Source organism: Pseudocnuella soli, from assembly GCF_004347775.1.
Classification (GTDB): Bacteria; Bacteroidota; Bacteroidia; order Chitinophagales; family Chitinophagaceae; genus Flavisolibacter; species Flavisolibacter aquaticus.
This window is the reverse complement of the sequence record NZ_CP037755.1, coordinates 1115632-1140528: the sequence shown is the minus strand read 5'-3', so window position 1 is coordinate 1140528 and position 24897 is coordinate 1115632. Positions and strand designations below refer to the sequence as shown.

General features: G+C 50.6%; 27 protein-coding genes. 11 read left to right on the top strand and 16 right to left on the bottom strand.

The features are described from left to right. Positions 1-230 precede the first annotated feature (230 nt). On the top strand, positions 231-1046 hold the full coding sequence (gene murI, locus EPD17_RS04835) for a glutamate racemase (protein WP_132052244.1): 816 nt from the start codon (positions 231-233) through the stop codon (positions 1044-1046). A gap of 528 nt (positions 1047-1574) precedes the next feature. Beyond that, positions 1575-2603 carry a phenylalanine--tRNA ligase subunit alpha gene (gene pheS, locus EPD17_RS04830; RefSeq protein ID WP_132052242.1) on the top strand — a complete coding sequence of 343 codons (1029 nt, stop codon included), beginning with the start codon at positions 1575-1577 and terminating at the stop codon, positions 2601-2603. Positions 2604-2652: 49 nt separating this feature from the next. On the opposite strand, the gene EPD17_RS04825 is transcribed toward pheS, so the two are convergent. Next, a complete protein-coding gene (locus EPD17_RS04825; RefSeq protein ID WP_114236512.1) occupies positions 2653-2871 on the bottom strand; it encodes a hypothetical protein in 219 nt (72 codons plus the stop codon). A gap of 163 nt (positions 2872-3034) precedes the next feature. Here EPD17_RS04825 and EPD17_RS04820 point away from each other — a divergent pair, with 163 nt between their 5' ends. The 4 genes from EPD17_RS04820 (at position 3035) to EPD17_RS04805 (ending at position 7007) form a co-directional block, all read left to right on the top strand. Continuing rightward, on the top strand, positions 3035-3880 hold the full coding sequence (locus EPD17_RS04820) for a 3-hydroxyacyl-CoA dehydrogenase family protein (RefSeq protein WP_132052240.1): 846 nt from the start codon (positions 3035-3037) through the stop codon (positions 3878-3880). Positions 3881-4152: 272 nt separating this feature from the next. Next, positions 4153-5187: an NAD-dependent epimerase/dehydratase family protein gene (locus tag EPD17_RS04815; protein ID WP_240040746.1), complete on the top strand. Its 1035-nt coding sequence runs from the start codon at positions 4153-4155 to the stop codon at positions 5185-5187. Positions 5188-5314: 127 nt separating this feature from the next. Continuing rightward, positions 5315-6388 (top strand): carboxypeptidase-like regulatory domain-containing protein, encoded by a 1074-nt coding sequence (locus EPD17_RS04810; protein ID WP_165929524.1) that lies wholly within the window; start codon positions 5315-5317, stop codon positions 6386-6388. Positions 6389-6614: 226 nt separating this feature from the next. Next, the gene (locus EPD17_RS04805) at positions 6615-7007 is read left to right on the top strand and encodes a hypothetical protein (protein WP_132052236.1); all 393 of its coding nucleotides are present in this window, start codon (positions 6615-6617) and stop codon (positions 7005-7007) included. Between the two features lie 165 nt (positions 7008-7172). Here EPD17_RS04805 and EPD17_RS04800 read toward each other — a convergent pair whose 3' ends face one another. The 6 genes from EPD17_RS04800 to porG form a co-directional block, all read right to left on the bottom strand. Continuing rightward, the gene (locus EPD17_RS04800; RefSeq protein ID WP_132052234.1) at positions 7173-7667 is read right to left on the bottom strand and encodes an OmpH family outer membrane protein; all 495 of its coding nucleotides are present in this window, start codon (positions 7665-7667) and stop codon (positions 7173-7175) included. Positions 7668-7841: 174 nt separating this feature from the next. Further along, positions 7842-8354, bottom strand: a complete 513-nt coding sequence (locus EPD17_RS04795; RefSeq protein ID WP_132052232.1) for an OmpH family outer membrane protein — start codon at positions 8352-8354, stop codon at positions 7842-7844. A gap of 125 nt (positions 8355-8479) precedes the next feature. Then, complete coding sequence (locus EPD17_RS04790) at positions 8480-10783, bottom strand: BamA/OMP85 family outer membrane protein (protein ID WP_317126723.1); 2304 nt, start codon at positions 10781-10783, stop codon at positions 8480-8482. Further along, on the bottom strand, positions 10684-11232 hold the full coding sequence (locus EPD17_RS20180) for a hypothetical protein (RefSeq protein ID WP_240040744.1): 549 nt from the start codon (positions 11230-11232) through the stop codon (positions 10684-10686). Before EPD17_RS20180 ends, EPD17_RS04790 begins: the two co-directional genes overlap by 100 nt. A 261-nt stretch (positions 11233-11493) precedes the next feature. Further along, positions 11494-12246, bottom strand: a complete 753-nt coding sequence (locus tag EPD17_RS04785; protein ID WP_132052230.1) for an isoprenyl transferase — start codon at positions 12244-12246, stop codon at positions 11494-11496. A gap of 171 nt (positions 12247-12417) precedes the next feature. After that, positions 12418-13257: a type IX secretion system protein PorG gene (gene porG / locus EPD17_RS04780; RefSeq protein ID WP_132052228.1), complete on the bottom strand. Its 840-nt coding sequence runs from the start codon at positions 13255-13257 to the stop codon at positions 12418-12420. A gap of 503 nt (positions 13258-13760) precedes the next feature. On the opposite strand from porG, the gene EPD17_RS04775 reads away from it, so the two are divergent. Then, the gene (locus tag EPD17_RS04775) at positions 13761-14204 is read left to right on the top strand and encodes a DMT family transporter (protein ID WP_132052226.1); all 444 of its coding nucleotides are present in this window, start codon (positions 13761-13763) and stop codon (positions 14202-14204) included. Between the two features lie 68 nt (positions 14205-14272). Here the strand turns inward: EPD17_RS04775 and EPD17_RS04770 are convergent, their stop codons facing one another. Further along, the gene (locus tag EPD17_RS04770) at positions 14273-14920 is read right to left on the bottom strand and encodes a GDSL-type esterase/lipase family protein (protein ID WP_132052224.1); all 648 of its coding nucleotides are present in this window, start codon (positions 14918-14920) and stop codon (positions 14273-14275) included. A gap of 20 nt (positions 14921-14940) precedes the next feature. Further along, entirely contained in the window at positions 14941-15396 is a 456-nt protein-coding gene (locus EPD17_RS04765) for a CBS domain-containing protein (protein WP_132052222.1), read from the bottom strand. Between the two features lie 167 nt (positions 15397-15563). Between EPD17_RS04765 and EPD17_RS04760 the strand changes: the two genes are divergently transcribed. Both EPD17_RS04760 and EPD17_RS04755 read left to right on the top strand, forming a co-directional pair. Then, positions 15564-16034 carry a hypothetical protein gene (locus EPD17_RS04760; RefSeq protein WP_132052220.1) on the top strand — a complete coding sequence of 157 codons (471 nt, stop codon included), beginning with the start codon at positions 15564-15566 and terminating at the stop codon, positions 16032-16034. A gap of 86 nt (positions 16035-16120) precedes the next feature. After that, entirely contained in the window at positions 16121-16372 is a 252-nt protein-coding gene (locus EPD17_RS04755) for a hypothetical protein (protein WP_114236499.1), read from the top strand. A gap of 112 nt (positions 16373-16484) precedes the next feature. Here the strand turns inward: EPD17_RS04755 and EPD17_RS04750 are convergent, their stop codons facing one another. Next, the gene (locus EPD17_RS04750; RefSeq protein WP_132052218.1) at positions 16485-16991 is read right to left on the bottom strand and encodes a DinB family protein; all 507 of its coding nucleotides are present in this window, start codon (positions 16989-16991) and stop codon (positions 16485-16487) included. Between the two features lie 501 nt (positions 16992-17492). On the opposite strand from EPD17_RS04750, the gene EPD17_RS04745 reads away from it, so the two are divergent. Next, positions 17493-17741 (top strand): hypothetical protein, encoded by a 249-nt coding sequence (locus tag EPD17_RS04745; protein WP_132052216.1) that lies wholly within the window; start codon positions 17493-17495, stop codon positions 17739-17741. 25 nt (positions 17742-17766) lie between these two features. Then, on the top strand, positions 17767-17997 hold the full coding sequence (locus EPD17_RS04740; protein WP_132052214.1) for a hypothetical protein: 231 nt from the start codon (positions 17767-17769) through the stop codon (positions 17995-17997). 90 nt (positions 17998-18087) lie between these two features. On the opposite strand, the gene htpG is transcribed toward EPD17_RS04740, so the two are convergent. The 6 genes from htpG to EPD17_RS04710 form a co-directional block, all read right to left on the bottom strand. Continuing rightward, on the bottom strand, positions 18088-19977 hold the full coding sequence (gene htpG / locus EPD17_RS04735; protein WP_132052212.1) for a molecular chaperone HtpG: 1890 nt from the start codon (positions 19975-19977) through the stop codon (positions 18088-18090). A 191-nt stretch (positions 19978-20168) separates the two neighbouring features. Next, a complete protein-coding gene (locus EPD17_RS04730; protein ID WP_114236495.1) occupies positions 20169-21047 on the bottom strand; it encodes an NAD kinase in 879 nt (292 codons plus the stop codon). 25 nt (positions 21048-21072) lie between these two features. Beyond that, a complete protein-coding gene (locus EPD17_RS04725; protein WP_165929523.1) occupies positions 21073-22518 on the bottom strand; it encodes a POTRA domain-containing protein in 1446 nt (481 codons plus the stop codon). 67 nt (positions 22519-22585) lie between these two features. Then, positions 22586-23242 (bottom strand): CBS domain-containing protein, encoded by a 657-nt coding sequence (locus tag EPD17_RS04720; protein ID WP_114236493.1) that lies wholly within the window; start codon positions 23240-23242, stop codon positions 22586-22588. Between the two features lie 34 nt (positions 23243-23276). Beyond that, positions 23277-24053 (bottom strand): alpha/beta fold hydrolase, encoded by a 777-nt coding sequence (locus tag EPD17_RS04715; protein WP_114236492.1) that lies wholly within the window; start codon positions 24051-24053, stop codon positions 23277-23279. A gap of 279 nt (positions 24054-24332) precedes the next feature. Beyond that, positions 24333-24851: a CvpA family protein gene (locus tag EPD17_RS04710; protein ID WP_132052208.1), complete on the bottom strand. Its 519-nt coding sequence runs from the start codon at positions 24849-24851 to the stop codon at positions 24333-24335. Positions 24852-24897: the final 46 nt, after the last annotated feature.

Here is a 24897-nt window from a genome sequence, read left to right as displayed (position 1 = left end):
AGGTTACCGTTATATTGCAAAAACCATTTGCTTTTGATTTCAATAATTCAGTGATTTGATCGTCAGTGAGAAGTTATTTATGTACACGCTTTAATAGAAACATCCGACAATAAACCTCATTTCAAGCAAACAGATATTTTCCCCAAGGCCTATCGCCCTTGTATCAATAGACTCATTCTACAGAACCGTTCCATCCCGCCGTCCCGCAACTGTTTCCTACCTTCGCGGCCATGCATCCAATTGGTGTGTTCGATTCGGGTTATGGCGGCCTTACTGTGCTTCGGGAAATAGTGGCCCGGATGCCACAATACGATTACCTGTACCTGGGCGACAATGCCCGGGCACCGTATGGCACTCGGTCGTTTGAGACGGTGTACAAATACACCCTTCAATGCGTGGAGTGGCTATTGCAGCAGCAATGCCCGCTCATTGTTTTGGCCTGTAATACCGCTTCGGCCAAGGCTTTGCGCAGCATCCAGCAAATGGACCTGCAGCGCCTCAATCCTACCGCCCGGGTGCTGGGTGTTATCCGGCCCACTTCCGAAACCATTGGGGCGTACACCCGCACCGGCAATATCGGCATTTTGGCTACCCGCGGCACGGTGCAATCCAACAGTTATGCGTTGGAAATAAATAAATTCTTTCCGCAGTTGCACATTGCACAGGAGGCTTGTCCCATGTGGGTGCCGCTCATTGAAAACGGCGAACACGAAGGTGCCGGCGCTGATTTTTTTGTGCGTAAGAATGTGGCGCAACTGATGGCACAAAACCCAAAGATTGATACAGTGCTCCTGGCCTGCACGCATTATCCCCTACTGGAGCAAAAGATCAAAGCCGCTTTGCCGCAAGGAGTGCAGGTGGTATCGCAGGGCGGCATAGTAGCCAACAGCCTGCAGGATTACCTGCATCGGCACCCCGAAATTGAAACCCAGATCACCCGCCAGGGCAACCGCCTTTTTTATACCACCGATTCAGTAGCCGATTTCAACAGCCACGCCGCCGCGTTTTACGGCGCCGGCGTTTCGGCTAACCACGTGGACCTGTAGAATGTCGAACAGACGAACAAGGAACAGATGAATGAAGAAGGGAAGGCAGAAATTATGAATGATGAATTATAATTGATGAATTGGTGCGCCGGGCTATCAAAAGGAGCCATTGACATATCCGAATAAAGGAAGCCATCATTAAATAAAAAAGTGGGCGTAGCCCACTCCTGTTGGTAGCAATGGTTTTTAGCGACAATTATTTTGGGCGTAGCCCAAACCTGGGCTCCATTTTGTTTTGTAAATAAAAATCCCATTTACCGGGTTGATCTACGATCAACTGGAAATTGATAACGATGATGCTGTTTTATTACCAACGGGTTTGGGCTACGCCCAATATTGTTGCGCTGCAATAGTTCACCGCACCACAAGCCCCCAATAATTAATAATCCATAATTAATAATTCCGCCTCTCCTTCGTCATTCATCTGTTCCTTGTTCGTCTGTTCGTTATTCTTCCCCTCTCCTTCCCCTGTTCGACATTCCTTGTTCGCCTGTTCGATATTCTTTCGCTACCGGTTATCTTTGCCGCATGGAGTCCATTGTGCAGCAAATAAATGCTTACCGCCAGGAAATTGAGGCCCTGGAACTTGTTACCCCCGATCAACTGGAAACATACCGCATCAAGTTTTTAGGCACCAAAGGCATTGTAAAAGCCATGTTTGGTGAAATGCGCAACATACCCGCCGAGCAAAAGCGGGAGTTTGGCCAGGTGCTCAACGACTTCAAGCAATTTGCCGAAGCCAAGTACGAATCGGCTAAGGAAGCAACCGACAGCGACCAGCCACAGGCTGCTGCCATCGACCTGTCGCTACCCGGCGATCCCCTTGTGGCCGGCACCCGCCACCCCATCAATCTGGTGCGCCGCCGCATCATCGATATTTTTCACCGCCTTGGTTTTGCCGTAGCCGACGGACCCGAAATTGAGGACGACTGGCACAACTTTACGGCACTGAACCTGCCCGAGCACCACCCGGCCCGCGACATGCAGGATACATTTTACATTGCCCAAAACCCCGACTGGCTGCTGCGTACCCACACCAGCAATGTGCAGGTGCGGGAAATGGAAAAAGGCAAGCTGCCCATCCGGGTTATTTGTCCCGGCCGCGTGTACCGCAACGAAACCATTTCGGCCCGTGCACACTGCTTTTTCCACCAGGTGGAAGGCTTGTACATCGACGAGCATGTGTCGTTTGCCGACTTGAAGCAAACCCTTTATTTCTTTGTGCAGGAGCTGTTTGGCAAAGATGTAAAAGTGCGGTTCCGCCCTTCTTATTTTCCGTTTACCGAGCCCAGTGCCGAAATGGACATCAGCTGTTTGATTTGCGGTGGCAGCGGCTGCCGGGTGTGTAAGCAAACCGGCTGGGTGGAAATCTTAGGCTGCGGCATGGTGCACCCCAAAGTGCTAGAATCCTGCGGCATCGACTCCAATAAATACACCGGCTTTGCCTTTGGCATGGGCATCGAACGCATTACCATGCTGCTATACGGCATCAACGACTTGCGCCTGTTCAGTGAAAACGATGTGCGGTTTTTGCGACAGTTTACCGCAGCAACATAAAAGAAAAGAAGGCGGACCACATGAGTCCGCCTCCTTTTTTCCAACCTGTTTAACCTATTTCCGACTCAGTAGCCGCAGTGGGAAACTCGGTTTGTGTGCCGGGGTTATCGAGGTTTAACTGCGGTGCCTTTTTACCGGCTTTTTTGCCCTGGCGGCGGCCCAGCAAAAGCGTGGCAATGCCCAATGCCAGCACAGTGGCGCCCAGCGCGATGCTGATGCCCGCCAGCCATTTTTCTTCTTCCTGAATTTTTTTACGTCCGAATCGCATATCTGTAATTTTTGGGTGAAACAATTGGCAAGCCCCGCCAACAGTTTGCGGCAAGGGCCATGGTCATTGCCTCTCTGTCAAAATTCGTTCCCGCTCCGGCATTGGGGTAAAGGCCAGTGGGTTAAAGGCAGCCTTCCGTAACTTGTAGTCCTATATTTTGCTCATGAATATTGAAACGATTGCGGTGTGCGGCGCCGGCACTATGGGCCGCGGCATTGCCCAGGTTTGCGCCACTGCCGGCTTTGCCACTATTTTATTTGAACCTAACAGTGAAGTGCTGCAAAATGCTACAGAGGCGGTGCACAGCTCCTTGCAGGCTTTGGCGGAAAAGGGCAAAATAGCTGCGCCGGATGAAATCCTGAACCGGATTGTTTTTACCCAAAACCTGTCCGATTGCACGGCACAACTGGTCATTGAAGCCATTGTGGAAAAGGCGGCGGCTAAAGTGGGCTTGTTTACCCAACTGGCTGCCACCAACGATGCCGCTACCATTTTTGCGTCCAATACTTCTTCGCTTTCTATATCGGAATTGGCCAACAACCTGCCCCACCCCGACCGTTTTGCAGGCTTGCATTTTTTTAACCCCGCCCCGTTAATGAAACTGGTGGAAGTGGTGGCTGGTACACAAACCGACCCTGAAGTGATCAAAACGCTGGAAGCGCTGGTGGCCCGCCTCGGCAAAACAAGCGTGGCATGCACTGATGCGCCGGGCTTTATTGTCAACCGCGTAGCGCGGCCCTTTTACATTGAAGCCCTGCGGCAGGCAGAGGCTGGTGTGGAAATGGAAACCATCGACCGGCTGATGGAAGCCCGCGGATTTAAGATGGGACCGTTCCGCCTGATGGACCTGATTGGCAACGATGTAAACTATGCTGTGAGCTGCTCGGTGTGGGAACAATTGCAGCGGCCCGAAAGACTTCGCCCATCACCACTGCAACAAGAAAAAGTGGAAGCAGGCCATTTGGGTAAAAAGAGCGGCAAAGGATATTATACTTACGACAAGGCCTAACCGAAAAATCGCAATGGTATAAAAGCCGTCAATGTACTATTTTAAAATGCAGCACGCATTTGGATCCAAACTGCAATGAAAGCCAACAACCGCCGCCCGGCTGCATTCTAAAACAACGATTTCAAAAATCCAGGAACAGTTGCATATATAAATAAAACCACTTACCTGTTTAAAAAAGCCAATGCTACCCCACCTGTTTTTTATCATTTAATGGCATGCGTTGCAGCGGCGGGCCTAGTTGATATGCCGCCATAGATTATCTTGCAGCTCCTTTGTATCCTGCTCCACATATCAATCTTCCCCGCAAAGTGTTCCTCACCGGAGGTACCGGTTTTCTCGGCGCCTATATCCTGCAAAACCTGGTGCAAAAAGGCATTGCTGTCCGTGCCCTGCGCAGGTCCAGCAAGCTGCCGTTTTTTATTCCCCAACATATTGCGGAAGCGGTGGAGTGGGTACCCGGCGATGTGCTCGATGTAGTGGCCCTGGCCGATGCCATGGAAGGCGTGGATGCCATCATACATTCCGCTGCGGTGGTTTCGTTCGATAAGACCGACCGCCAGCTGATGCTGGCTGTAAATGAAGAAGGCACCGCCAACGTGGTCAACACCGCACTGGAAGCCGGCGTGCAGCGCATGGTACATGTAAGCTCGGTAGCCGCACTGGGCCGCACTACAAAAGCAGAAAAAGTATCGGAAGCAAAAAAATGGAGCGAAGGTGATAACAATACCGATTACGCCAAATCAAAACACAAAGCCGAAATGCATGTGTGGCGCGGCATGGCCGAAGGCCTCGAGGCGGTGATCATCAACCCCAGCACTATACTTGGGTATGGCGACTGGCACCAAAGTTCCTGCGCTATTTTCAAAAGTGTGTACAACGAGTTTCCTTGGTACAGCACGGGCGTCAATGGCTTTGTAGGTGTGGAAGATGTGGCCGAAGCAGCCGTGCAATTATTACTTTCCGGCATCAGCGAACAGCGGTTCATTGTATCAGCCGAAAACATTTCCTTCGAGCAACTTTTTCAAACCATTGCAGCAGGTTTTGGCAAAAAACCACCGCACCGCCAAGCCACCCCCGCACTGGCCGGGCTGGCCTGGCGAATGGAAGCCATCAAAGCCCTGTTTACCGGCAAAAAGCCCCTGCTCACTGCCGATACCGCCCGGGTGGCCCGCAGCCGCACCGAGTTCGACAGCGGCGCACTGCTGCAAGCCCTGCCGCAGTTTGGGTACACGCCCCTGCCGCAGGTTATTGCGGCTGCCACGGCCCGCTACCTGCAGGCACTAAAAGAGGGCACCATCACGTTGTAGCAATCGGGGATATTGCGATAACCGGCAGCACAGCCCTGGTTGGGCGCCTGTTGTGTCACTCACTGCATCGTTCGGTAATCCTGTTCGGCAAATACGCATGGTACAAACACACCACATACGATACGCTATGAAAAGCAAACTTTTTATCCTGGTGCTTTTGTGCACCCTTTCTTTTGGCGCACTGGCCCAGTCCGTTGTTTCGGGGCAGGTGGTTGATGCCGAAACAAAACAACCCCTGCAGGGCGCATCGGTATTTGCCCAAAACACCACCCGCGGTGTGGTTACCAACAGCGAGGGCCGCTACCAGTTGGCGCTGGAGCGGGGCGGCTACGAACTGATCATCTCATTTACTGGCTACCAAAGCCAAACCCTGAATGTAGACGCCAACGAAGCCAAAACCCTCGACATTGAGCTAAAAAAAGAAGATAAGAGCATTGGCGAAGTAGTGGTAAAAAGCAGCAGCGAGGTGCTCGATGGCTGGGAAAAACACGGGCAGCTGTTCCTGAAATATTTTATTGGCGCCACACCCGCGGCAGACAGCACCACCCTCGAAAACCCCGAGGCGCTCAAGTTTTTTTATTACAAACGCAACGACCGCATTAAAGTGGTGGCCACCGAGCCGCTGCGCATTGCCAACAGGGCACTGGGCTACAACCTGCGCTACGAGCTCGATTCCTTTGTTTTTTACAATAAAACCAGCCTCAACTCGTACCGCGGCGCCTGCCTGTTTATGCCCATGGAAGGCGATACGGCACAACAGCAAGTTTGGGCCGAAGCGAGGCGCAATGCATACCACGGCAGCCGCCTGCACTTTCTGCGGGCTTATTACGACAGCACGCTAAAAGGAGAAGGTTTTACCGTGGACATGCTCACCTCCGACAACAAAACCTTTGGCCGCCTGGCCAACCCCTACGATACCAGCCTGTTTTTTTTCGACACGGCCACCAGCAATGCGGAGCTGTGGTTTCCACGCAAGGCCAGCATCAGCTACGTCAAAGCAAAGCCCGAAACGGCTTACCTGCAACAATACAAGCTGCCTGCCGATGTGCCGATCCAGATCTCGTATGTAGACCTGGCCGACGCCATCCTCATCATGCCAAACGGCTATTTCCGCGACCAGCGCAGCTGGGTAAACCAGGGCTACTGGAGTTGGAAAAACCTCGCCGACCAGTTGCCATTTGACTATGAGCCGGAGGAATAGCTTTGACCTGTTGAATAAGAAAAAAGCCCTTGGAGAAAAGCTGGTATTGCCTTGCTCCAAGGGCTTTTTTTATGTACGGTGCTCCTTCATGCCGATGCATGGATAATTCCAAAATAGTGCGGTTACGCATACCCGTAAACCCGCCGCTCATTTTGCAAAAAGCTAACAATGCCCTGCAAATATTGTGGCCCACTTCGGTTTAGCTTAGCCAAAAAACAAACTGCTGATGAAAGCATTTTTACCCCTGCTGATGTTGTGCTCGGCCACTGCTTTTGCACAGAACGCTGCGACCAGCCCCAACATAGCCGATTACATTCCCACCGTGTTGGATGCCAATACTTACGGCTATGTCAATGGCATACGCCTCGATAGCGTCAATGCAACGTATGCCCGCTTTGGCCGGCGGGCCGGCGATGGACTATTTTTTGACTACGGCCAAGTTTCAAACAAAAGAAAGGAACTGAACATCACCGATAGAAATGGGAAGCAACTGGTTTTTGTTGCAGAAGGGGACATGGCCCGGCTGAACTTTTTCTGGTTCAATGGCTGGCAGCTGCATGAAGCCCTGACCGACAACAGCGGCAATGCGGTTTCCTACATTTTAAGGAAAAGAAACTAAAAGCGTTGCAACCGGGAATCCCGTTGCACCGCTCATATTCAACCCAATAATAATGGCCACCCCAGCGGGATGGCCATTATTATTATAGCGAAAAATCAGCGACTTATTTTTTCGGGGCGTTGGCTGCCGCTGCAGGTGCGCCGGTTGTGGCGGGCACTTTCAGGTTCAGCTTTTTGGCCACCAGCGGCAACAGGTCGTCGGCGGGGGCACTACCAACAAGGCTTCGCGGTTCAGTACATAGGCATAGCCATTTTCCTTAGCGGCGGCCTGGATGGCGTTTTCCACTTTGCGGTAAATGGGCTCCAGCAGTTCCTGCTGTTTTCCTTGCAGGGCCTGTTGGGTAATTTGCTGCCAGTTTTGGATCTGGTAAGCATAGCCTTCAAGCTCCTGGCGAATTTGGTTACGCACTTGCAGTGGGGTTTTCAACGAGTCTTTGCCGTTGGCAATACTGTCTTTGCGGTTGTACTCCTGCACCATGTAGGTAAACTGGGGGTTCAGCGAGTCGGCCTGGTACTTGCGCAGCAGTGAGTCGAGGCGGGCAGTTTCGGGCATCAGCGACAATACCTGCTCTACACTGATGTAACCTGTTTTCTGGGCCTGGGCACTGCCTGCAGCTACAATCATGAGCAGTGCTACCACTAAAAATTTAAACTTGTTCATTGGGGGTTGTTTGTTCAATAATTGTAAGATGACGGTATTTGTGGCTTGGTTGTATGCTTAGCGGGGGTTATTTTTTCTTAACAATTCAATCTGTAAGGCAACAGTCAAAATTGAAAATTCAAAAAAATTGACTACCTCATTTGCCGCTTTGAATTTTGAAATTTGAAATTTTACTTAATTCTTCACTCCAAGTTCTTTCAGCACATCTTCGCTTTTTTCCAGCTTGGGGTCGGCAAATATAACCGTAATTCCTTCACTTTTATCCAGTATAAAGTCGTAGCCGCGGGCCACAGCCAACTTTTGCACGGCGTTAAATACTTTGTCCTGAACCGGTTTCACCAGTTCCTGCCGTTTTTTAAACAGATCGCCTTCAAAACCAAAGCGTTTGCGCTGCAGGTCGCGCAGCGTTTTTTCTTTGTTAAAAAGCTGGTCTTCCCGCTTACGGCGCAGCTCATCGCTCAGCATCACCTGTTCGGCCTCAAAGTCGCGGTACATTTTATCCAGCTCCTGCTGCAGCGCGTCGATCTCCTTTTGCCACACCGCCGCCATATCGTCCAGCGTTTTTTGCGCATCCTTGTATTCCGGCAGCTTGTCCAGGATAAACTTGGTGTCGATAATGGCGTAGCGCTGTGCATCGGCGGTAAAACCGGCTGCAAGCAAAAAGAAAGCGAACAGGATCTTTTTCATACAAGCAATTTAGGGGTGGCTGTTTATAGTGCAAAGTTAAAAGTCAGCCGGCGGCCAACATTAACGTTGGTCACGGGCTGACTCTTTTTAAGAATTATATCCAATCATTTGGCTCGGCTGCTCCATTATTCCGGTTCGAAGCCCAGCATAAAGGTAAACTTGGTGGTGCCTTTCAGCCCTGTTTGACCCGGCTGAAAGCGGTCGAGACCAACACCGTAGTCGAAGCCCAGCAAACCAAACATCGGCAGGAAGAAGCGCATACCCACACCCACCGAACGGCGCAGGCGGAACGGGTTGTACTCTTTGAAGTTGAACCAGCCGTTGGCCGCATCAAAAAACGCAAGGCCGTAAATGGTGCTGCTTGGCTGCGTTACCAGCGGGTAGCGCAGTTCCATCTGGTATTTATTAAAGATGGTAAACTGGCGGGTCGACTGGCTCAGGTCGGGGTTCACCGAGGGATCTGAGTTTTCAAACACGGGGTAACCGCGCAGGGCAATTACATCGTAACCCAGGAAGCCAAACTGATTGGTCAAACCATCGCCACCCAGTTGATAGCGTTCGAACGGCGAGTAAGCCACGTTTTTATTGTAGCGGCCCATGAAGCCGTATTTGGCGGCCAGTTTCAATACAAACTGTCGGTTCTTTTCGGCACCCATTGGCTTACCGATGGGCACAAACCACTCTGCGTTGAAGCGCCATTTGTGGTACTCCGGCGTTTTATACTGACCGTTGTTTTTTGAGAAATTTTCGTTCAGCATCGAGTAAGGCGGCGTGGCCTGCACCGAAGCCAGGAAGTTGGAACCGCTGCGTGGGAACGTAGGATCGAACACCGACGAACGCTGCAGGGCAATCTTAAAGCTTACGTTGTTCGATGTGATGTTGTTCAGGTACGCACCCTGGTCGTCGCGGAAAATGCCCGAATAGTTTTTCAAAGCATACTGCGTATAGCTCAGCGAGTACATGATGCTGAAATAGTCATCAGGCCATTTCAACTGCTTACCCAGCGATACGGTGGCACCGGTAATGCGCAGGTAGCTAGAGTCGGCACGTGACTTTTCGAGCCGGCCGGTGGCAAAGTTGTATGCGTTGGAATACTTGGTATTGTAAAAACTAATGGTAAACGGATTGCGCTTACGGCCGCTCAGCCAGGGCTCGGTAAACGAAAAGTTGTACGACCGGTAGGCCCGTCCGTTCGATTGCAGGCGCAGGCTCAGTTTCTGGCCATCGCCGGTAGGCAACGGATCCCAGGATGCTTTGTTGAAAATATTTTTTACCGAAAAGTTATTGAAGGTTACGCCTAGCGTACCGGTAAGGCCAATGCCGCCACCCCAGCCTGCTGAAAGCTCCAACTGGTCAGACGATTTCTCTTCCAACTTCCAGTTAATGTCCACGGTGCCGTCTTCCTGGTTGGGCACTACGCCGGGATTGATGGTTTCCTGGTTAAAATAGTTCAGGGCCGCCAGTTCGCGCTGGGAGCGGATCAGGTCGGAGCGGCTGAATTTTTCGCCAGGAATGGTGCGCAGTTCGCGGCGGATGACATGGTCTTTGGTTTTTTCATTGCCAAAAATGGCCACGTTGCGGATGGTTGCCTGCGGGCCTTCCACAATGCGGATCTCGTGGTCGATGGTATCATTATATACCGAAGTTTCAATAGGGTTGGCCTGGAAAAACAGGTAACCGTCATCCATGTACAGCCCGCTGATGTCGCCGCCTTCCGGGGTCAATTGTTTTCCCAGTCGCTGGTTCAGGGTCTGCAGGTTATAAATATCACCTTTCTGGATGCCGAGAATGTTGTTGAGGATCGAATCGGCGTACTTCGTATTTCCGCGCCAGGTGATGTTGCCGAAATAATACCGGTTGCCTTCCGCCATTTTCAGGTCGATGTTCAGGTGGCCGTCCGGCGTGTAATACATGGTGTCGTCCAGTATCTGCGCATCGCGGAAGCCCAGCGAGTTGTATTCCGACAGAATTTTTTCCTTGTCTTCTTCGTATTTCTTGGGGTCAAATTTTGCTGAAGAAAACAGCTTGAAGCGGAAATAGGGGTCGAGGAAGTTGCGGGTTTTGGTGGCGCTTAAAAAACCCAAGTCGTTGATGTATTCCTTTAACGTGATGGGGTCGTTGGTGCCGTAAGGGCTTTCTACGCGGGTAGGATACAGGGTAAAATGGCTGCGTTCCTTAGTGCCTTTCATTTGGCGCTTCAGCTTCAGATCGGGCACCTGCGTATTGCCGTAAAAGTTTACTTCGTTTACCCGCACCTTTTTGCCTTTATCAATCACAAATGTGAGGTTGCTGGCGTTGGGGATAGATGGGTCGGGCTTTTCCTGTATGTCTACCTGTATGTTCTGGTAGCCTTTTTCGATGTAATATTTTTTGATGGCTTCCACCGTATTGCGCCGGGTATTTTCGGTAATGATGGTGGAGCGTACCAGGGCCGCTTTTTTCTCCAGCTCTTCCGCTTCGGATTTTTTACACCCTGAAATTTAAAAGAACCCAGTTTGGGCCGTTCTGTAACAGCGATTTCGATGTCGATCACTTCTTCGCGCAGTGAAGTGATGAAGATCTGTACATTGGAAAAAAGCCGCTGCCGCCACAGGTTGGTGATGGCTTTGGAAAACGCATCCGTGCCGGGGATCATCAGCTTATCGCCGGGCTGCAGGCCGGAAATGGAAACCACGATGCCAGTGTCAAGGTAATTTACACCGGTAACGTTGATGGTACCGATGGTGTATTCTTTGGGAATCCGGGCATTTTGCAGTGCCAGCAATTCGGGGTCAACAGAAACGGGGCGGGTAGTGTCAGTTTCCTGTGCACCGGATGTGTTTGCAGCCAACATTACTACTAAAGTGATGGTTGCAATGCGCGGTAAGATTTTAAGCATATGTTCAGTCTATTGCTGGCCCGGTGCAGGAAGAAGCACTGTCGGGCAGGCAAATTAAGCGGAATTTTTAATCGGATTTGTTAAACCGGTGTTTAGTATGATTTAAAAGGATTAGGATGTTCAATGCGCCAGGCAGCCGCTTTCAGAAATATCATAATCAAGAATTATTGATTATTCCTTATTAATTATTGGCTGCGCTAATTCATCATTCAATATTCCTTGTTCCTTGTTCGATATTCTTTACCCTTGTTCGCTAGTTCTTTATTTCACCGCCGCCACCTGTTCGCCGGTTTTGCCAAATCTGCGTTCGCGGCCCTGAAAATCGAGCAGCGCCTCATAAAGGTTGGCCTTCCTAAACTCCGGCCACCGCACCGAGGTAAAATACAACTCGGCGTAGGCCAGCTGGTACAGCAAAAAGTTGGAAATGCGGTATTCGCCACTGGTGCGGATCATCAGTTCTGGGTCGGGAAAATCAGAGGTGCACAAGTAGCGCTGCAGCGTTTGCTGGTCAATGTCGGCCACATCGAGGCGACCTTTTTTCACTTCGTAAGCGATGTTTTTTACCGCGTTCAGCAGTTCCCAGCGGCCGCTGTAGCTCAGGGCCATAATTAAATTAAGGCCTGTATTGGGACTGGTTATTTCCAGCGCCTCGGCCAGTTCGCGGCGGGCATACTCGGGCAGCATGGCCAGGTCGCCAATTACGTGCAGGCGAATATTGTTTTTGCAAAGGCTTTCCACTTCGGCGCGGATAGTTTTTACCAACAGCTCCATAAGGCCCACCACTTCGTACTGCGGGCGGTCCCAGTTTTCGGTGCTAAAGGCGTACAGGGTAAGGTAGCCAATGCCCAGTTCGGCACAGCCTTCTACAATATCCCGCACACTGTCCACGCCATGAAAATGCCCAAACAGGCGGTCTTGCCCCTGCTCTTTTGCCCAACGGCCGTTGCCGTCCATGATGATGGCAATATGCTGCGGCAGGCGCGATTTATCTATTTGCTGTAAAAGGTCTTGCATGTGCTGCGCTCTAAATAAGGCGCAAAGGTAATGTTTCAGACCGTGCTACCGGAGGCGAAAGCGGGCACAAACTCCCGTTTTTGCCATAAAAAAAACCGGCACCGCCTGCCTTTCTGTTTAAATAAAAAGATAAGCCGCGGTGCCGGGAAAAATAAAATGAGCTGCCGATGGTTATCGAACCTCGGGGCAGCGGTACGATTGCAAGTTGAAGGAAACGGTAAACGTAGCCGTGGCAAACTGGTCTTTCTGCCGGCTGTTGCCGCGCTGGATGCCTTTGCCGCCAATTGGCGCACCGGTTTCGTACGACCGGTCGGAAAGCAGCAGGGCTGCTGTGGCCGAGCCGTCGGGGTTGCGTGGAAAAACGGATTCCTCTACATAGGTGGAGCTCACGTCGTCGAGGTAATCGGTATTGGTAAAGCGGTGCACTACTTCAAAACCCACGTTGATGCGTTCGTTGAGGGCGTATTTGATGCCCACGCCAAACGGTATGCTAAAGGCCATGGAGCTGTATTGCTTCCGTTCGGGGTAGGCTGCGCTGCCCTGCCCTTCGGTGCCCAGTTGCCGCAGGTTGTACTTTTGGCCCTGCAGGTAAGCAAACGGGTCGTAGTTGAACATGCCCACGCCCAGCGTTACATAAGGCGTGAAGTGCATACCGGCTTCGCCAGGCAAAAACCGGTAAAAGTTGAAATCGCCCTGCAGCGCAAACTCGTACACGTTGGAGTTGAAGCTCAGGTTTCGGCGGCGCATGAATTCGTTGTGATCATTATAAATGTCCGAATATCCCAGCCGTGCATAATTGGCCGCCACACGGGCAGCAATGTAATTGCCAAAATTTTTCCGAAAGAAAATGCCGGCAGCCATTTTGGGCCGGTTTACCCGAACCCTTGTGTTGAGATCGCCGAAATAATGACCGGCGCCCACCGATATGCCAAACTCACCCTCCTGCACTATTGATTGCGCCCCTGCTACCACAGGCAGTAAAAACGCCAGATAAAGCATCCATTTTCTCATAAAACAAATTAACGATTCTTCAGCTAAACGGTGAAATGCGGTTTTTGTTTTAAAGCGGGCACAAAAACTGGAGGGCTGCGCCGGTAAAAAATGTCGCCGGCACAGAAGCTGACTGTAAACGGCGCATAAAAAAAGCCGCACCTTTCGGAGCAGCTTCAAATTTTTTTGTGGGTACAACCGGCCTAAGCTAAAAGGTTGACCAGGCAGAATAAGGTAAAGACCAACAGCATCAGCCGGCCAAAGCTACGGAGCGACTGTGCAGATAATAACTGGTTCATAGAATTTGGTTTTTCTCAACAGCGTAAAGTTGCTGCAACAAGTTTACTGCATGATATATATTAGACAAAATGCCATTTTTCAACGCTAAGTGTTTCTCAGCACCCGGTGGTGCTGAATTTTACCGGCCGGGGCAAAAAAAATTTACCTTCATCTGGCTACCCATAACGGCCACAGGCAACCGCAATACGTAAACCACCAATTTTTAGCTACAACCACAGGCATACATGAAAAATCTATACTTGTTTTTTACGCTGCTGGCGGGCTGCCTGCTGCCGGCGCAGGCCATTCTCAACAGCCGGCTGGGGCGCCAAACCGGCGGTGCACTGGTTGGGGCATTGCTTTCGTTTTTGATTGGAACGGTTTGCCTGCTGCTGGCCAACAGTTTTATCAACGGCAGCTCGTTGGTGTCATTGAAGCCGGGCCGCACTTCGCCGTGGTATATTTGGCTGGGCGGCGTGCTGGGCGCATTGTTCCTGAGCTATATTACCTGGGTCAACCAGCGGCAGGGTGTGGCGCTTACATTCATCCTGGTGGTGTGCGGGCAAATTTTCATGGCCCTGCTGCTCGATCATTTCGGCTGGCTGGGCACCGTGCAGCGCAGTATTACGCCCATGCAATTACTCGGAGTAGTACTGATATTGGCGGGTATTTTTTTGGTAAAAAAATAAAAAACGTTACAGCATAAAACAACAAAGGGGCCGGTGAGCGGCCCCTTTGTTGTTGGTACAAAAAATCGTTAGCGCACCTGCCGCTGCAGCAGCCCTTTCCAAAGCACATAACCCTGCCGGTTCATGTGCAGGCTGTCGGACACAAACAGCTCGGGCCGCGGCCGCCCTGCATCGTTGAGCATGGGCGTAAATACGTCGACGAAAGCAGTTTGCGGATGCTGCTGCAAAAAGGCGCGGATGGCTTTATTAGCTGCGGCCATCTTGGGCATCAGGTGTACACGGCTTGGGCTGGGTTTGATGGACACAAAAGTGAACGGCACACCGGGCAGCTTGCTTCTTATTTGGGTAAACAAAGCTGTGAACCGGCTCACCACCGTTTGTGCACTGACGGTATCGGAATCTGCCAGGTCGTTTTCGCCACAGTAAAAAATAATGCGGGAAGGGTTGTACCGGAAAATGGTTTCATCGGCATACCGCACCACATCGGGGATAGATGCGCCGCCAAACCCGCGGTTGAGCACCGGCTTGCCGGCAAAATCCTGCTGCAAATTTTGCCACAACCGGAACGATGAAGAGCCCACAAATAAAATGGGCCGTTTGGGTGGAGGCTGCTCGCTGTCCTGCCGGGTAAATGCTTGTATCTCGGAAGCAAACGGCGCTTCCTGGGCATTGCCTGCCAGGCTACACAGCAGCAAAAACACCAATAATATGCGCATGGTTAAATCGGGTGTTGGAATCAATAAATACCCCGCTCGTCGTGGTTGAGCAGGTTTTGTGCAATGCTGCTGTCGAACACCAGTTCCTTGTCGGAAATTACCTGGCGCAACAGGTCGTGAATGGTGATGATGCCGGCAAAAGCGCCTGCGCCATCATAGGCCACCAGGTAACGGGTACGGGCTTCGCTCATGGTGTTCATGCACTGCTCCACGGTATCGCTCAGTTGCACCCGGGGCAGGTCGGTGGTCATTACTTCGGCTACGGTGCTGGTGTTGCTGTTGCGTCCTTTCAGCACCACGTTGCGGCTATATTCGCGTTCCGAAAAAACGCCTTTATAGGCGCCATCTTCCATCACAATAAGATAGCTAAGGTTTACCGAATCGAGTTTCTTCAGGGCATCTATCACCAGGGCATCAGGAGCAATGACGTTAAAGGGCTGGGCCTTACTTTCCAGTATATGTTCAACGGTTCGCATAAAGGTTTACTATTTGCCTAAAAATAGGTCATAACTGCATTGGATGCGCAGTGCCAAGCTTGTTTTTAACCAATGTGCTGCGTGCCCTAACATCTGCAAAAAGTTTTACAAAATAGAAAGCGCAAAGGGTGCACAATAAATTTTAGCGCAATACATTTATAACAACATTGGCTGCACACATTTGTTTTACCTGTGTGGCGCCAATGCACCACCTGCTCATGAAGTCGCGCAATGTAATGCTTTCGCTGCTGCTGGTTTGCTGCCTCATGGCATGGGCCATGATCCGGACAAAGCCGCCGGGAGCAAGAGAAGCATTTGACCGAAACCCGCGCCAGCTGCAGTTTTCGGCAACCGCATTGTGCCGTCTGAAATGCCTGGGATTGGCGCAAAGCGACGCGGCTGCGGTGGTAGCCAATGGGCTGATTTTGTACCACAAAAGCAACCGCCGCGCAACGCCCTGCCCTGTGTGGGTAGTGCAGGGTACAACGGCTACCGGCATTACCTGCAGATTGCGGCTGGAGCAATGTGCAGCCGGCACGATAGTAGTGGGTGCAGAAAGGCCCGGAATGGACACAGCTTGTGCTTGCAGCGATGCACCACCGGGCACCGCAATGCAGGAGCAACGATCTAAAAAATAACTTCGTCCTGTATTAAACTTACTTCACCGAAACCGTTCGAATTTTCCATTGTTCCCGCTATACTTTTACGCTTCAATTTCCTGTTGATGAAACTCCCAGAATACCTCCGGATAAACGAAGAAACCCAGTTTGATGTGTTGGAGCATCAAGGTGTTTTGCTGGCGGAACGCGAAGCAGCATACTGCACCCTGCGGCTGTATGCACTGGGAGATTTTTATGTGGAGCTGCACCACCACCAGCACTTCAACGTGATTGTGCGGCTGCAGGCTTTTGCCACCGGCAGCCACCAGTTCGACCAATGGCTGGACGATATCGGGATTGATGAATTAATGGCGTAGTCGAAATTTGACCGGCGACTATTTTGAATTATTAATGATGAATTATTGATTATTTGAGATGCTCCAAATTCATCATTCACAATTCCTCATTCACCATCTCCTCTCCCCTTTTTTATTTACCGCGGATGATGCGCACCGTTACGAGCAACTGGCCCAGATGGCGCATGGTATGTTCGGCGGCATGCACGTATAAACCCAATACTGTTGACGGCAGTTTTGCACGGCCCACATCGCGGTGATCGGTGAGGCGTTGCTCATCGGCGGCAGATAAGGTGGCCAGGGCCTGCTCAATTCCTTTTTGTACGTTTTGCACCAATTGCGCCGTGGTTTGCAGGCCCGACTGCGGGCTTCCTTCCGCTTTTAAATACTGCATTTGCGCCTCGCTAAGCGCTGCACCACGGGCATAGGTAAACAACCGGTCCAGCACGCCGCTCATATGCTGCAGGTGAAAACCCGGCGAGGCCAAACCGGCGGGCTTTTCCCACAACAGGTCGTCCGGAAAATCCTGCATTAGTTGTTCGATTTCTTCACGGGCCTGCAACAGTGCATGCGCCACTGGCTGCAGCAGTGCAGGAATATTGGGCAACGGACCGCGGAGCCATACTTCGGGAAGGGACATGGGAGATGATGGTTGATTGATGGTAGATGATGGTGGTGAAATTATGAATTGCGTGTGGATAAGGGGCATTTTTGAACCACGAAGACACGAAGGACCAAAGGAGCACAAAGAAGGAAAGGGAAGAGTAACAAAGCGAATAAATTTTACCCTAATTGCATTTATCCAGATATAGCGCAAACGCAATTCACCCGGCCACCCAATCATTTTAATCTTTTGCAATCACATACATCTGTGGTCATAAAAAAGCCACCGGGTATACCCGGTGGCAAACTTGACGCATTCACTTGCGTCGGAAACAGATATTTGAATGGAGAAAGCCCGGTTAGACGATACTAACCGAAGGCGTCCATGAATGATCTGTAGATATCATGAATACCTCCTTTTTATTTGGTGAATACTAAAGATACGACAGCAGCACTATTCAAAATGCACTATTTTTTACCAAAATAAAATAACGCCGGGCTTTTGTGAAAACCTTTACAACCTGCGCCTGTAGCGGCTTTGAGCAGCGCCATTGATGGGGCACAAACAAATTATTTTGCCCGCCGCGCCTCAAATCATTTTGGTATGCTGTTTGGTATTTTAAAAGAGAAGCCGGTACAGACCACTACAGATTCGGAACACCAGTTTTACTACAATACAATCGGATCTGTAAATAGGGTGCTGGCGCCAGACCAATGGCGAGTTAAACAATTGAAAGGAGAGGTCGAACCAACGTTTGACCTCTTTTTTTATCCCTTCGCCCCATAGTTTTGCCCCAAATATTTTTGCAAACATGACCCACGAATACACCATCAACGTGCAACAGGTAGAGGAACTACAAACCATTGGCAACCGCGATGAACTGGAAAGCATTTTTGAAAAGGCCCGGCGCATTGTGGTAGGTGGCGGCATCGTGGTGTTGGAGCGGCGTTCGCCGGGCGGCGAAGTGTCGAAGTTTGATGAACTGAGTACTGAGGAAGACCTCGCAACTTACCAGCAGCAGGTGCTGAAATACATGGACTAAATAAGTAAAAAGTAAACAGGTAAAATTCAAAAGGGTGTCCCCATTTCGGAGACACCCTTTTTTGAATTTTTACTTTTGAATTTTGCCTTTTTATATCAGGTTCACGCTGCGGTTTACAAACGCCGTGAGGTCGGCGCCGGTAAGCATGCCCTGCGACAGCAAAGCCAGGTCATAGGCTTGTTTGGCCAGTGCCAATTGCTGCTCTTCGCTTTCGGCCTGCAGCATGCGGCTTACCAGTTTGTGGTTTCCGTTTACCGCCACTTTATAGCTGTCGGGCAGGTTGCCGTAAAAGCCCATGCCGCCGCCGCCCATCTTGGCCATTTCCTTCATGCGGCGCATCCACTCTTCCATGGTTACATGCACCGGCAGTTCGTCGGGGCTGAGGGCTTCAATGTGCACCTGCATTTCGGGTTTGCCAATGGCTTTTTCAAACAGCTCTTTTACTTTTTTCGATTCGTCTTCGGTAAGTACATGGCTGCGTTCCTCGTCCTTTTCAATCAGCTTATCCATCACATCGGCATCAACCCGTTTCCAGGAAATTTTTTCGCCTTTCATTTCCATGTGGTGGATAAAATGGTTGTCGATGGGCGAATTCATCACCAGCACATCGTACTCTTTTTTACCTGCCGCCTGAATGTATGCATCCTGCCGGCCTGCATCCACTGTGTATAGGTACACCACGGTGCCGTTCTTGTCGGTTTGCAGCGGTTCTACTTTCGCTTTGTACTCATCGAGGGTAAAGTATTCGCCCTTGGTGTTGGTGAGCAGCGCAAACTCTTTTCCTTTTTCAAAAAACTTGTCTTCCGACATCATGCCGTATTTCACAAACATGCCGATGTCGTTCCATTTTTCTTCGTAAGCCTTGCGGTCTTTTTTAAAAAGCTCGCCCAGCTTATCGGCCACCTTGCGGCTGATGTAAGCGTTGATCTTTTTAACGTTACTGTCGGCCTGTAAAAATGAACGGCTTACGTTCAGCGGAATGTCCGGCGAATCGATGACGCCGTGCAGCAGCATCAGGAACTCCGGTACAATGTCTTTTACCTCGTCGGTAATAAACACCTGGCGGCTAAACAGCTTGATCTTGTTGCGCTGCAGTTCCAGTTCGTTTTTGATTTTCGGGAAATACAGTACGCCGGTGAGGTTGAACGGATAATCCACGTTGAGGTGGATCCAGAACAGGGGATCTTCGGAAAAAGGATAAAGCTCCTTGTAAAATTTCAGGTAGTCTTCATCTTTCAGTTCCGAAGGCGATTTGGTCCAGATGGGCGTTGTGTTGTTGATGATGTTGGGCACCTCCACCGACTTGTATTTCGGTTCGCCTTTTTCATCAACGCCGTCTTCTTCGGTTTCGGTTTTGGTACCAAACTCAATGGGCACGGGCAGAAACTTGCCGTATTTGTTCAGGATTTCTTCCAGGCGGTGCTGGTCCAAAAACTCTTCCGACTCGCTATTGATGTACAGGATTACATCGGTGCCGCGGTCGGTTTTGTTGCCATCCGTTATTTCGTATTCGGTGCTGCCATCGCATACCCAACGGGCCGGTTCGGCGCCGGGCTGGTACGACAGGGTTTGAATTTCTACTTTATCGGCCACCATAAACGCCGAGTAAAAACCCAGACCAAAACGGCCAATGATCTCGTTGGCGTCTTTGGCTTCCTTGAACTTTTCCATGAACTCGGTAGCGCCGGAAAATGCGATCTGGTTGATGTATTTTTCAATTTCCTCGGCGGTCATGCCAATGCCGCGGTCGGAGATGGTGATGGTTTTTGCCTCTTTGTCAAACGCCACGCTTACTTTCAGTTCGCCCAGTTCGCCAGGCGCCTGCCCCAGCGAGGAAAGCCGCTTGATTTTTTGCGTTGCATCCACTGCGTTGGAAACCAGTTCGCGCAGAAAAATCTCATGGTCGGAGTAGAGGAATTTTTTAATGATCGGGAAAATGTTTTCGGTATGGATCGAAATCGTCCCCTTTTGGTGCTGCATAAGCCGTTTATATTTTTTGTACAGTTTGGAAAAATAATGGCCGCCCGTGCGGTCAGGGGCGGTTAAACAAGGCACGGGCCAAAGCACCTACGGTTGTCAAATTGACAGAAACACCAGGCGGCGCATTTTTACTAAAATGAAAAGACTGCATTAAAATCCCTGTCTTCCGACTGCGGACTTCCGACTTCCAACTAATTCCGCTTATCCAATCCCCACGACAACTTATTCCGCAGCGTTTGCAAAAAGTTGTTTTCGTTCAGCCGCACCAGGTTCAGCACAAAGCTTTCTTTGCGCACTGCCAGCAGCACGTCTTTGCTCACTAGTTCGCGCCGCGAGTCGAGGGCACAAATAATATTGGGCGCCCGGCTTTCCACTTCAAACGAAATAATGGTGTTATCAGGCACCACTATGGGCCGCACGTTCAGGTTGTGCGGAGCAATGGGCGTCAGCACAAAAGAGCAGGCGTCGGGAAAAACCACTGGCCCGGCACAACTCAGCGAATAGCCGGTAGAGCCCGTTGGTGTGGCCAAAATCAGCCCGTCGGCCCAATAGGTATTGAGTAATTCCCCGTTGAGGTAGGTATTGATCTTGATCATCGGGGAAATATCCTGCTTGTGGATGGCAAACTCGTTCAGCGCATAAGGCACATCGCCAAACAGCGGCAGGTTGGCATCGAGGTGCACCAGCGTTCGCTTGTCGATTATGTACGAACGGCGGGCCAGTGCACGGATGGCTTCCCGCATTTCGTCGCGGCCAATGGAGGCCAAAAAGCCCAGCCGGCCAAAGTTGATGCCCACCACCGGGATGGCTTTATTGCGCACCAGGGTTACGGCATCGAGCAGGGTGCCATCGCCGCCAAGGCTTACAAAAAAATCAATGTCTTCCGACAGATCGGCTGAAGAAGTGAAATGCGTGGTATTGAGCGGCAGCGACACATGGCCCTGCATCTGGGAAAGAAAATACTGGTGCACCACAGGCACAAAGCCTTCATTGGCTAGTTCGTCGAAAAAAAGCTGTACGTCCTTAAGCTGGCTTTCTTCCAGCACCCGGCTGTAAATAGCTACCTTCAAATTGGTTCTTTTGTATTGCGGCTGATCAGAAGTAATCCTTGCGGTGCAAATTTAGGCCGTTTTGCCCGATCTGGTTGAAGCTCCATTCCAGCTTGATGATAAAGTCGTAGAATGTGATGATATCCACCCCTACTCCACCCGAGTACAGCATGCGGTTGGCCAGCATATTGTCGCCCGGCTGCGGGTTATACACATACCCGGCGTTGCCGAAAATTTTTGCGTACGCCTTGAACGGAATATGATTCAACCGACGGAACCGCTCCGACGGGATGCCGATATTGGTGCTGAACAGGCGGTGCGCCAATGTGGCCTTGGTATAGCCGCCGGCCACACCATCCACCACAAAATACTCGTAACCCTGCATGAACATATCCGAATTGCCGATCAGCGATTTATTTACATAAGGCTGTTTAAAGGGCAACTTCACCGTTCCGGCGGTGCGCAGGTTAAAAAACGATTTTTCGGAAAGCGGCCACGAGGCTGAAGTTTTTACATTGAGCTGCCACATGTTCAACGGCCGCTGAAAGCCTTTTTTCTGCACCAGCACGTTGGCAATAAAACCTTTGGTTGGGTAAGGAATAAAGTCAACATTGAAATAAGCCATGTTGTAGTACAACTCGGGCTGGCGTATGCGATTGTTGTTGAACGAATAAGCCGGGTTGATGGCCAGAATGGTATCGGCAATGCGCTCCTGCGAATACCGGAAACCAAAAGTATGCGTGGTAAAAATGGCCGGACGATAGTTCACCTCCGCATAGCCGCGAAAATAAGAGTGCACAAAATCGTTGTTGTCCTTATAGGCCATTTGCTTGTTGCGCTCCGTGTTGTAGATCAGCTCTTTGTTGTGTCCTATCGCCACACCCATACCTGCCGACCATTTCATGGCTTTGTCCAAAAACAATCCCTGGTACGAAAAACTGACGGCCTTGGTGTAGCCGTGCATAAAATTGAGGGTGCTGCGGTCGCGGCGGCCAGTGGTGTTTTTGTGGGTAAACTTGATGCCATAATTCACCCGATTAAAATCCATGTCTTTTTCTTTTACCCACTGCCCAAAGTTTCGGTCCACCATTTTCAAAAAAGGCACGGGGTACACATACCAGCGTTCGCGCAGCTCGATGGTTACATAGGCTTCGTAACCACGCAGTGAGCTTAGCGTAACCACCACATCCAGGAACAGCCCGGTGTTCATCAGGCGCTTTCTCGATTCGGCCAGTGCATTGGCCAGGTCGTTGAGCGGCAGCTGCTGGTGCAGGGCAAACGAAAGTTCGCGGTGAATAATATTGTCGCGGGTAATGCGGTTGCCTACGATTTTAATTTCCTCGATGGAAAAAAGGCCAGCGGAATCTTTGAGTGGAATTTCTTCGCGGGTAGAATAAAGGAGGGTACCCTCAACCGATGCAACCTGGCAAAAGGCGCAGCAATGCAACAACAGGCAAGCCAGCATCAGGGAACAGAATCGGGCAACGCTCATCAGACAATGAATATAAGTCATCCGTACGAAATAATCGTGCGAATATTGATCCAGAGCGGAGGTGAGCCTAAATATTCAAGTAATGCATCAGGTTGTCGAAGTTGCCCCGCAGCTCATTTTCATACATTTCTTCGCCGAAATAGTACTTGATCGTGTACTCATAACGCTGAAAGGTGGCGATAATTGCCGAAACCTCAGTTTTAGAAAGCCGGATGGTTACCTGCATCATCCCGGTTTCGGTATCGGCGAAGGTGTTTAATTGGGTAATTTGTGCATCATTGGATTCTACAATGCGGTTGATCTCGGTAAACGAGTACGCCTTGGGTTCCATTTCCAGCACAATTAGGGCACCGGGCTGCCCCAGGCTCATAAAGTCGGAAGCATTGCGCAGCAGGTCGTTGTAAGTAACAATGCCCACCATCTGGTTTTCTTCCACCACCGGCACAATGCTTTGGTTTTTTTGCACGGCTACTTCAATAGCTTTCAAAAAATGGTCGTTGGCCTGCACTGTGGTGCCGCCTTCCGATATGGGCAGGTCGCTCAGGCTGTTGTCATCGTCGCTGTGCAACAGTTGCTCTTCGCTGATGATGCCGAGGTATTTTTCTTCGTCTACAATGGGCAGGTGCGATACGTGGTAGTCGTTCATCAGCTGTAATGCCTGATAAACCTTATCGCCCTTATGCAGGTAGGGAATTGTGTTCGATATGAGTTGTCGGGTTAACATGGATTACGGCCTTTACCTTAACAGACAAAAAAGATCAGGCTACTGTTGCAGGCTCAGCCAGTTTTTTTAAAAATTTATGAAGGATCACGTTGAACTCACCGGGCACTTCCATCATTGGTGCATGGCCGCATTTGTCAATAAAATGCAACTCACTGCCTGGGATCAGTTTTTTAAATTCCTGTGCCACAAAGGGCGGCGTGATGGTGTCGTTGGCGCCCCAAATCAGCAGTGTGGGCTGTTTTATATTTTGTAATTCATCCCCAAGGTTGTTGCGGATGGCGCTTTTTGCCAGGGCAATAATCTTGATGACCTTGATCCGGTTGTTGGTGATGGAAAAAATCTCATCCACCAGTTCGGTAGTGGCCATTGCCGGGTCGTAAAAAGTGATCTCGGCTTTTTTCCGGATGTATTCATAATCGCCCCGCTTGGGGTAAGTATCACCCATTCCGTTTTCAAACAGCCCCGATGAGCCAGTGAGGATGAGCGATTTTACCCGCTCGGGGTGTTTTAGCAAATACACCAGTGCTACATGGCCACCCAGCGAGTTGCCCAGCAGGTGCACGCCTTTATAATCCTTGTATTCCAGAAAGCGGTGTACAAACTTGGCCAGCCCGCCCACCGAGGTGTGCAGCAGGTCCAGATCAAACAGGGGCAGCATGGGCACCACCACTTTGTAGTGATGCCTGAAGTATTCAATGAGGTCTTTAAAATTGCTCAATGCGCCAAAGAGCCCATGCAGTAACACCAACGGTTCGCCTTGTCCTTCCTCTATGTACCTGAACTTATTATGTTCTTTTATTTCGTATTGCATGCTCTTTTCCTTACGTTGCTAAAATAGCGGTTTTACTTCAATTTGATAATGAGGCAGCAGCGATACGCTACCTGAACTAAAACTGTTCCAACGGCCTGTGCCCGAAACAGTAACGATGCGCTACAGCGGCATCTTTACAAATTAATGCCAGCTGCTTAAAGCCTATTTTTTCGGCATGTGTAATGGGCTGTACAGCAAAGTATGCCGGCGGTCAAAGAGGCCGCACCTATAACGCCCAAATTTTTGCAGGGATAAAAAACCCGATCCGGCGGGAAGCAATCAGGGTTCAAAAAAGCCTTCCAGTTCTGTAAACATATTTTTGAAAAAAGGCAGTACCGTACCCAACAAGCCCACAATGCGCGGCCCAAGTGGCTGTAGCAACGGGTACGTGGTGGATGCTGCAAGGGTTTCGGGCTTAATGAGATTGAGCTGGCTGGCGTAAAAAAGCAACAGGCTCAGCACAAAAAGGTATAGCAGGGCAAAAAATAAAACGCCGCCCAGCCGGTTGGCCCAACCCAGCGCCACAGCCTCCAGCCCCGATTCGATCATTTTAGCACCCAGCCGCACCAGCAGCGCCACGCCAATGAACACCAGCGCAAAAGCGGCAAAAGGCAGCCACCGCTCCGACAGGTTGGTATGCTCACCCAGGTACGCAGCCGCCACCGCCGACAGTTTTACCGCCGCAGCTAGGCCCACAACCAAGGCCAGAAAAGAAAAAAGGGCCAGTACCAGCCCCTTGCGCCACCCCTTCCAAAGGGCCAGCACCATCAGGCCGGCTACAATGCTGTCGATAAACATGGCGGAAGTGGTGGGAATTTTGGATTTACGATTTCGGATTTACGAT

Coding starts and splice junctions, on each gene's coding strand:
- EPD17_RS04800 (WP_132052234.1), bottom strand. CDS start 7,667: ATGAACAAGTTTAAATTTTTAGTGGTAGCACTGCTCATGATTGTAGCT.
- EPD17_RS04715 (WP_114236492.1), bottom strand. CDS start 24,053: ATGCAATACGAAATAAAAGAACATAATAAGTTCAGGTACATAGAGGAA.
- EPD17_RS04820 (WP_132052240.1), top strand. CDS start 3,035: ATGAATATTGAAACGATTGCGGTGTGCGGCGCCGGCACTATGGGCCGC.
- htpG (WP_132052212.1), bottom strand. CDS start 19,977: ATGCAGCACCAAAAGGGGACGATTTCGATCCATACCGAAAACATTTTC.
- EPD17_RS04750 (WP_132052218.1), bottom strand. CDS start 16,991: ATGTCCCTTCCCGAAGTATGGCTCCGCGGTCCGTTGCCCAATATTCCT.
- EPD17_RS04785 (WP_132052230.1), bottom strand. CDS start 12,246: ATGCAAGACCTTTTACAGCAAATAGATAAATCGCGCCTGCCGCAGCAT.
- EPD17_RS04740 (WP_132052214.1), top strand. CDS start 17,767: ATGACCCACGAATACACCATCAACGTGCAACAGGTAGAGGAACTACAA.
- EPD17_RS04825 (WP_114236512.1), bottom strand. CDS start 2,871: ATGCGATTCGGACGTAAAAAAATTCAGGAAGAAGAAAAATGGCTGGCG.
- EPD17_RS04710 (WP_132052208.1), bottom strand. CDS start 24,851: ATGTTTATCGACAGCATTGTAGCCGGCCTGATGGTGCTGGCCCTTTGG.
- pheS (WP_132052242.1), top strand. CDS start 1,575: ATGGAGTCCATTGTGCAGCAAATAAATGCTTACCGCCAGGAAATTGAG.
- EPD17_RS04755 (WP_114236499.1), top strand. CDS start 16,121: ATGAAACTCCCAGAATACCTCCGGATAAACGAAGAAACCCAGTTTGAT.
- porG (WP_132052228.1), bottom strand. CDS start 13,257: ATGAGAAAATGGATGCTTTATCTGGCGTTTTTACTGCCTGTGGTAGCA.
- EPD17_RS04725 (WP_165929523.1), bottom strand. CDS start 22,518: ATGAGCGTTGCCCGATTCTGTTCCCTGATGCTGGCTTGCCTGTTGTTG.
- EPD17_RS04810 (WP_165929524.1), top strand. CDS start 5,315: ATGAAAAGCAAACTTTTTATCCTGGTGCTTTTGTGCACCCTTTCTTTT.
- EPD17_RS04805 (WP_132052236.1), top strand. CDS start 6,615: ATGAAAGCATTTTTACCCCTGCTGATGTTGTGCTCGGCCACTGCTTTT.
- murI (WP_132052244.1), top strand. CDS start 231: ATGCATCCAATTGGTGTGTTCGATTCGGGTTATGGCGGCCTTACTGTG.
- EPD17_RS04775 (WP_132052226.1), top strand. CDS start 13,761: ATGAAAAATCTATACTTGTTTTTTACGCTGCTGGCGGGCTGCCTGCTG.
- EPD17_RS04720 (WP_114236493.1), bottom strand. CDS start 23,242: ATGTTAACCCGACAACTCATATCGAACACAATTCCCTACCTGCATAAG.
- EPD17_RS04770 (WP_132052224.1), bottom strand. CDS start 14,920: ATGCGCATATTATTGGTGTTTTTGCTGCTGTGTAGCCTGGCAGGCAAT.
- EPD17_RS04795 (WP_132052232.1), bottom strand. CDS start 8,354: ATGAAAAAGATCCTGTTCGCTTTCTTTTTGCTTGCAGCCGGTTTTACC.
- EPD17_RS04765 (WP_132052222.1), bottom strand. CDS start 15,396: ATGCGAACCGTTGAACATATACTGGAAAGTAAGGCCCAGCCCTTTAAC.
- EPD17_RS20180 (WP_240040744.1), bottom strand. CDS start 11,232: ATGCTTAAAATCTTACCGCGCATTGCAACCATCACTTTAGTAGTAATG.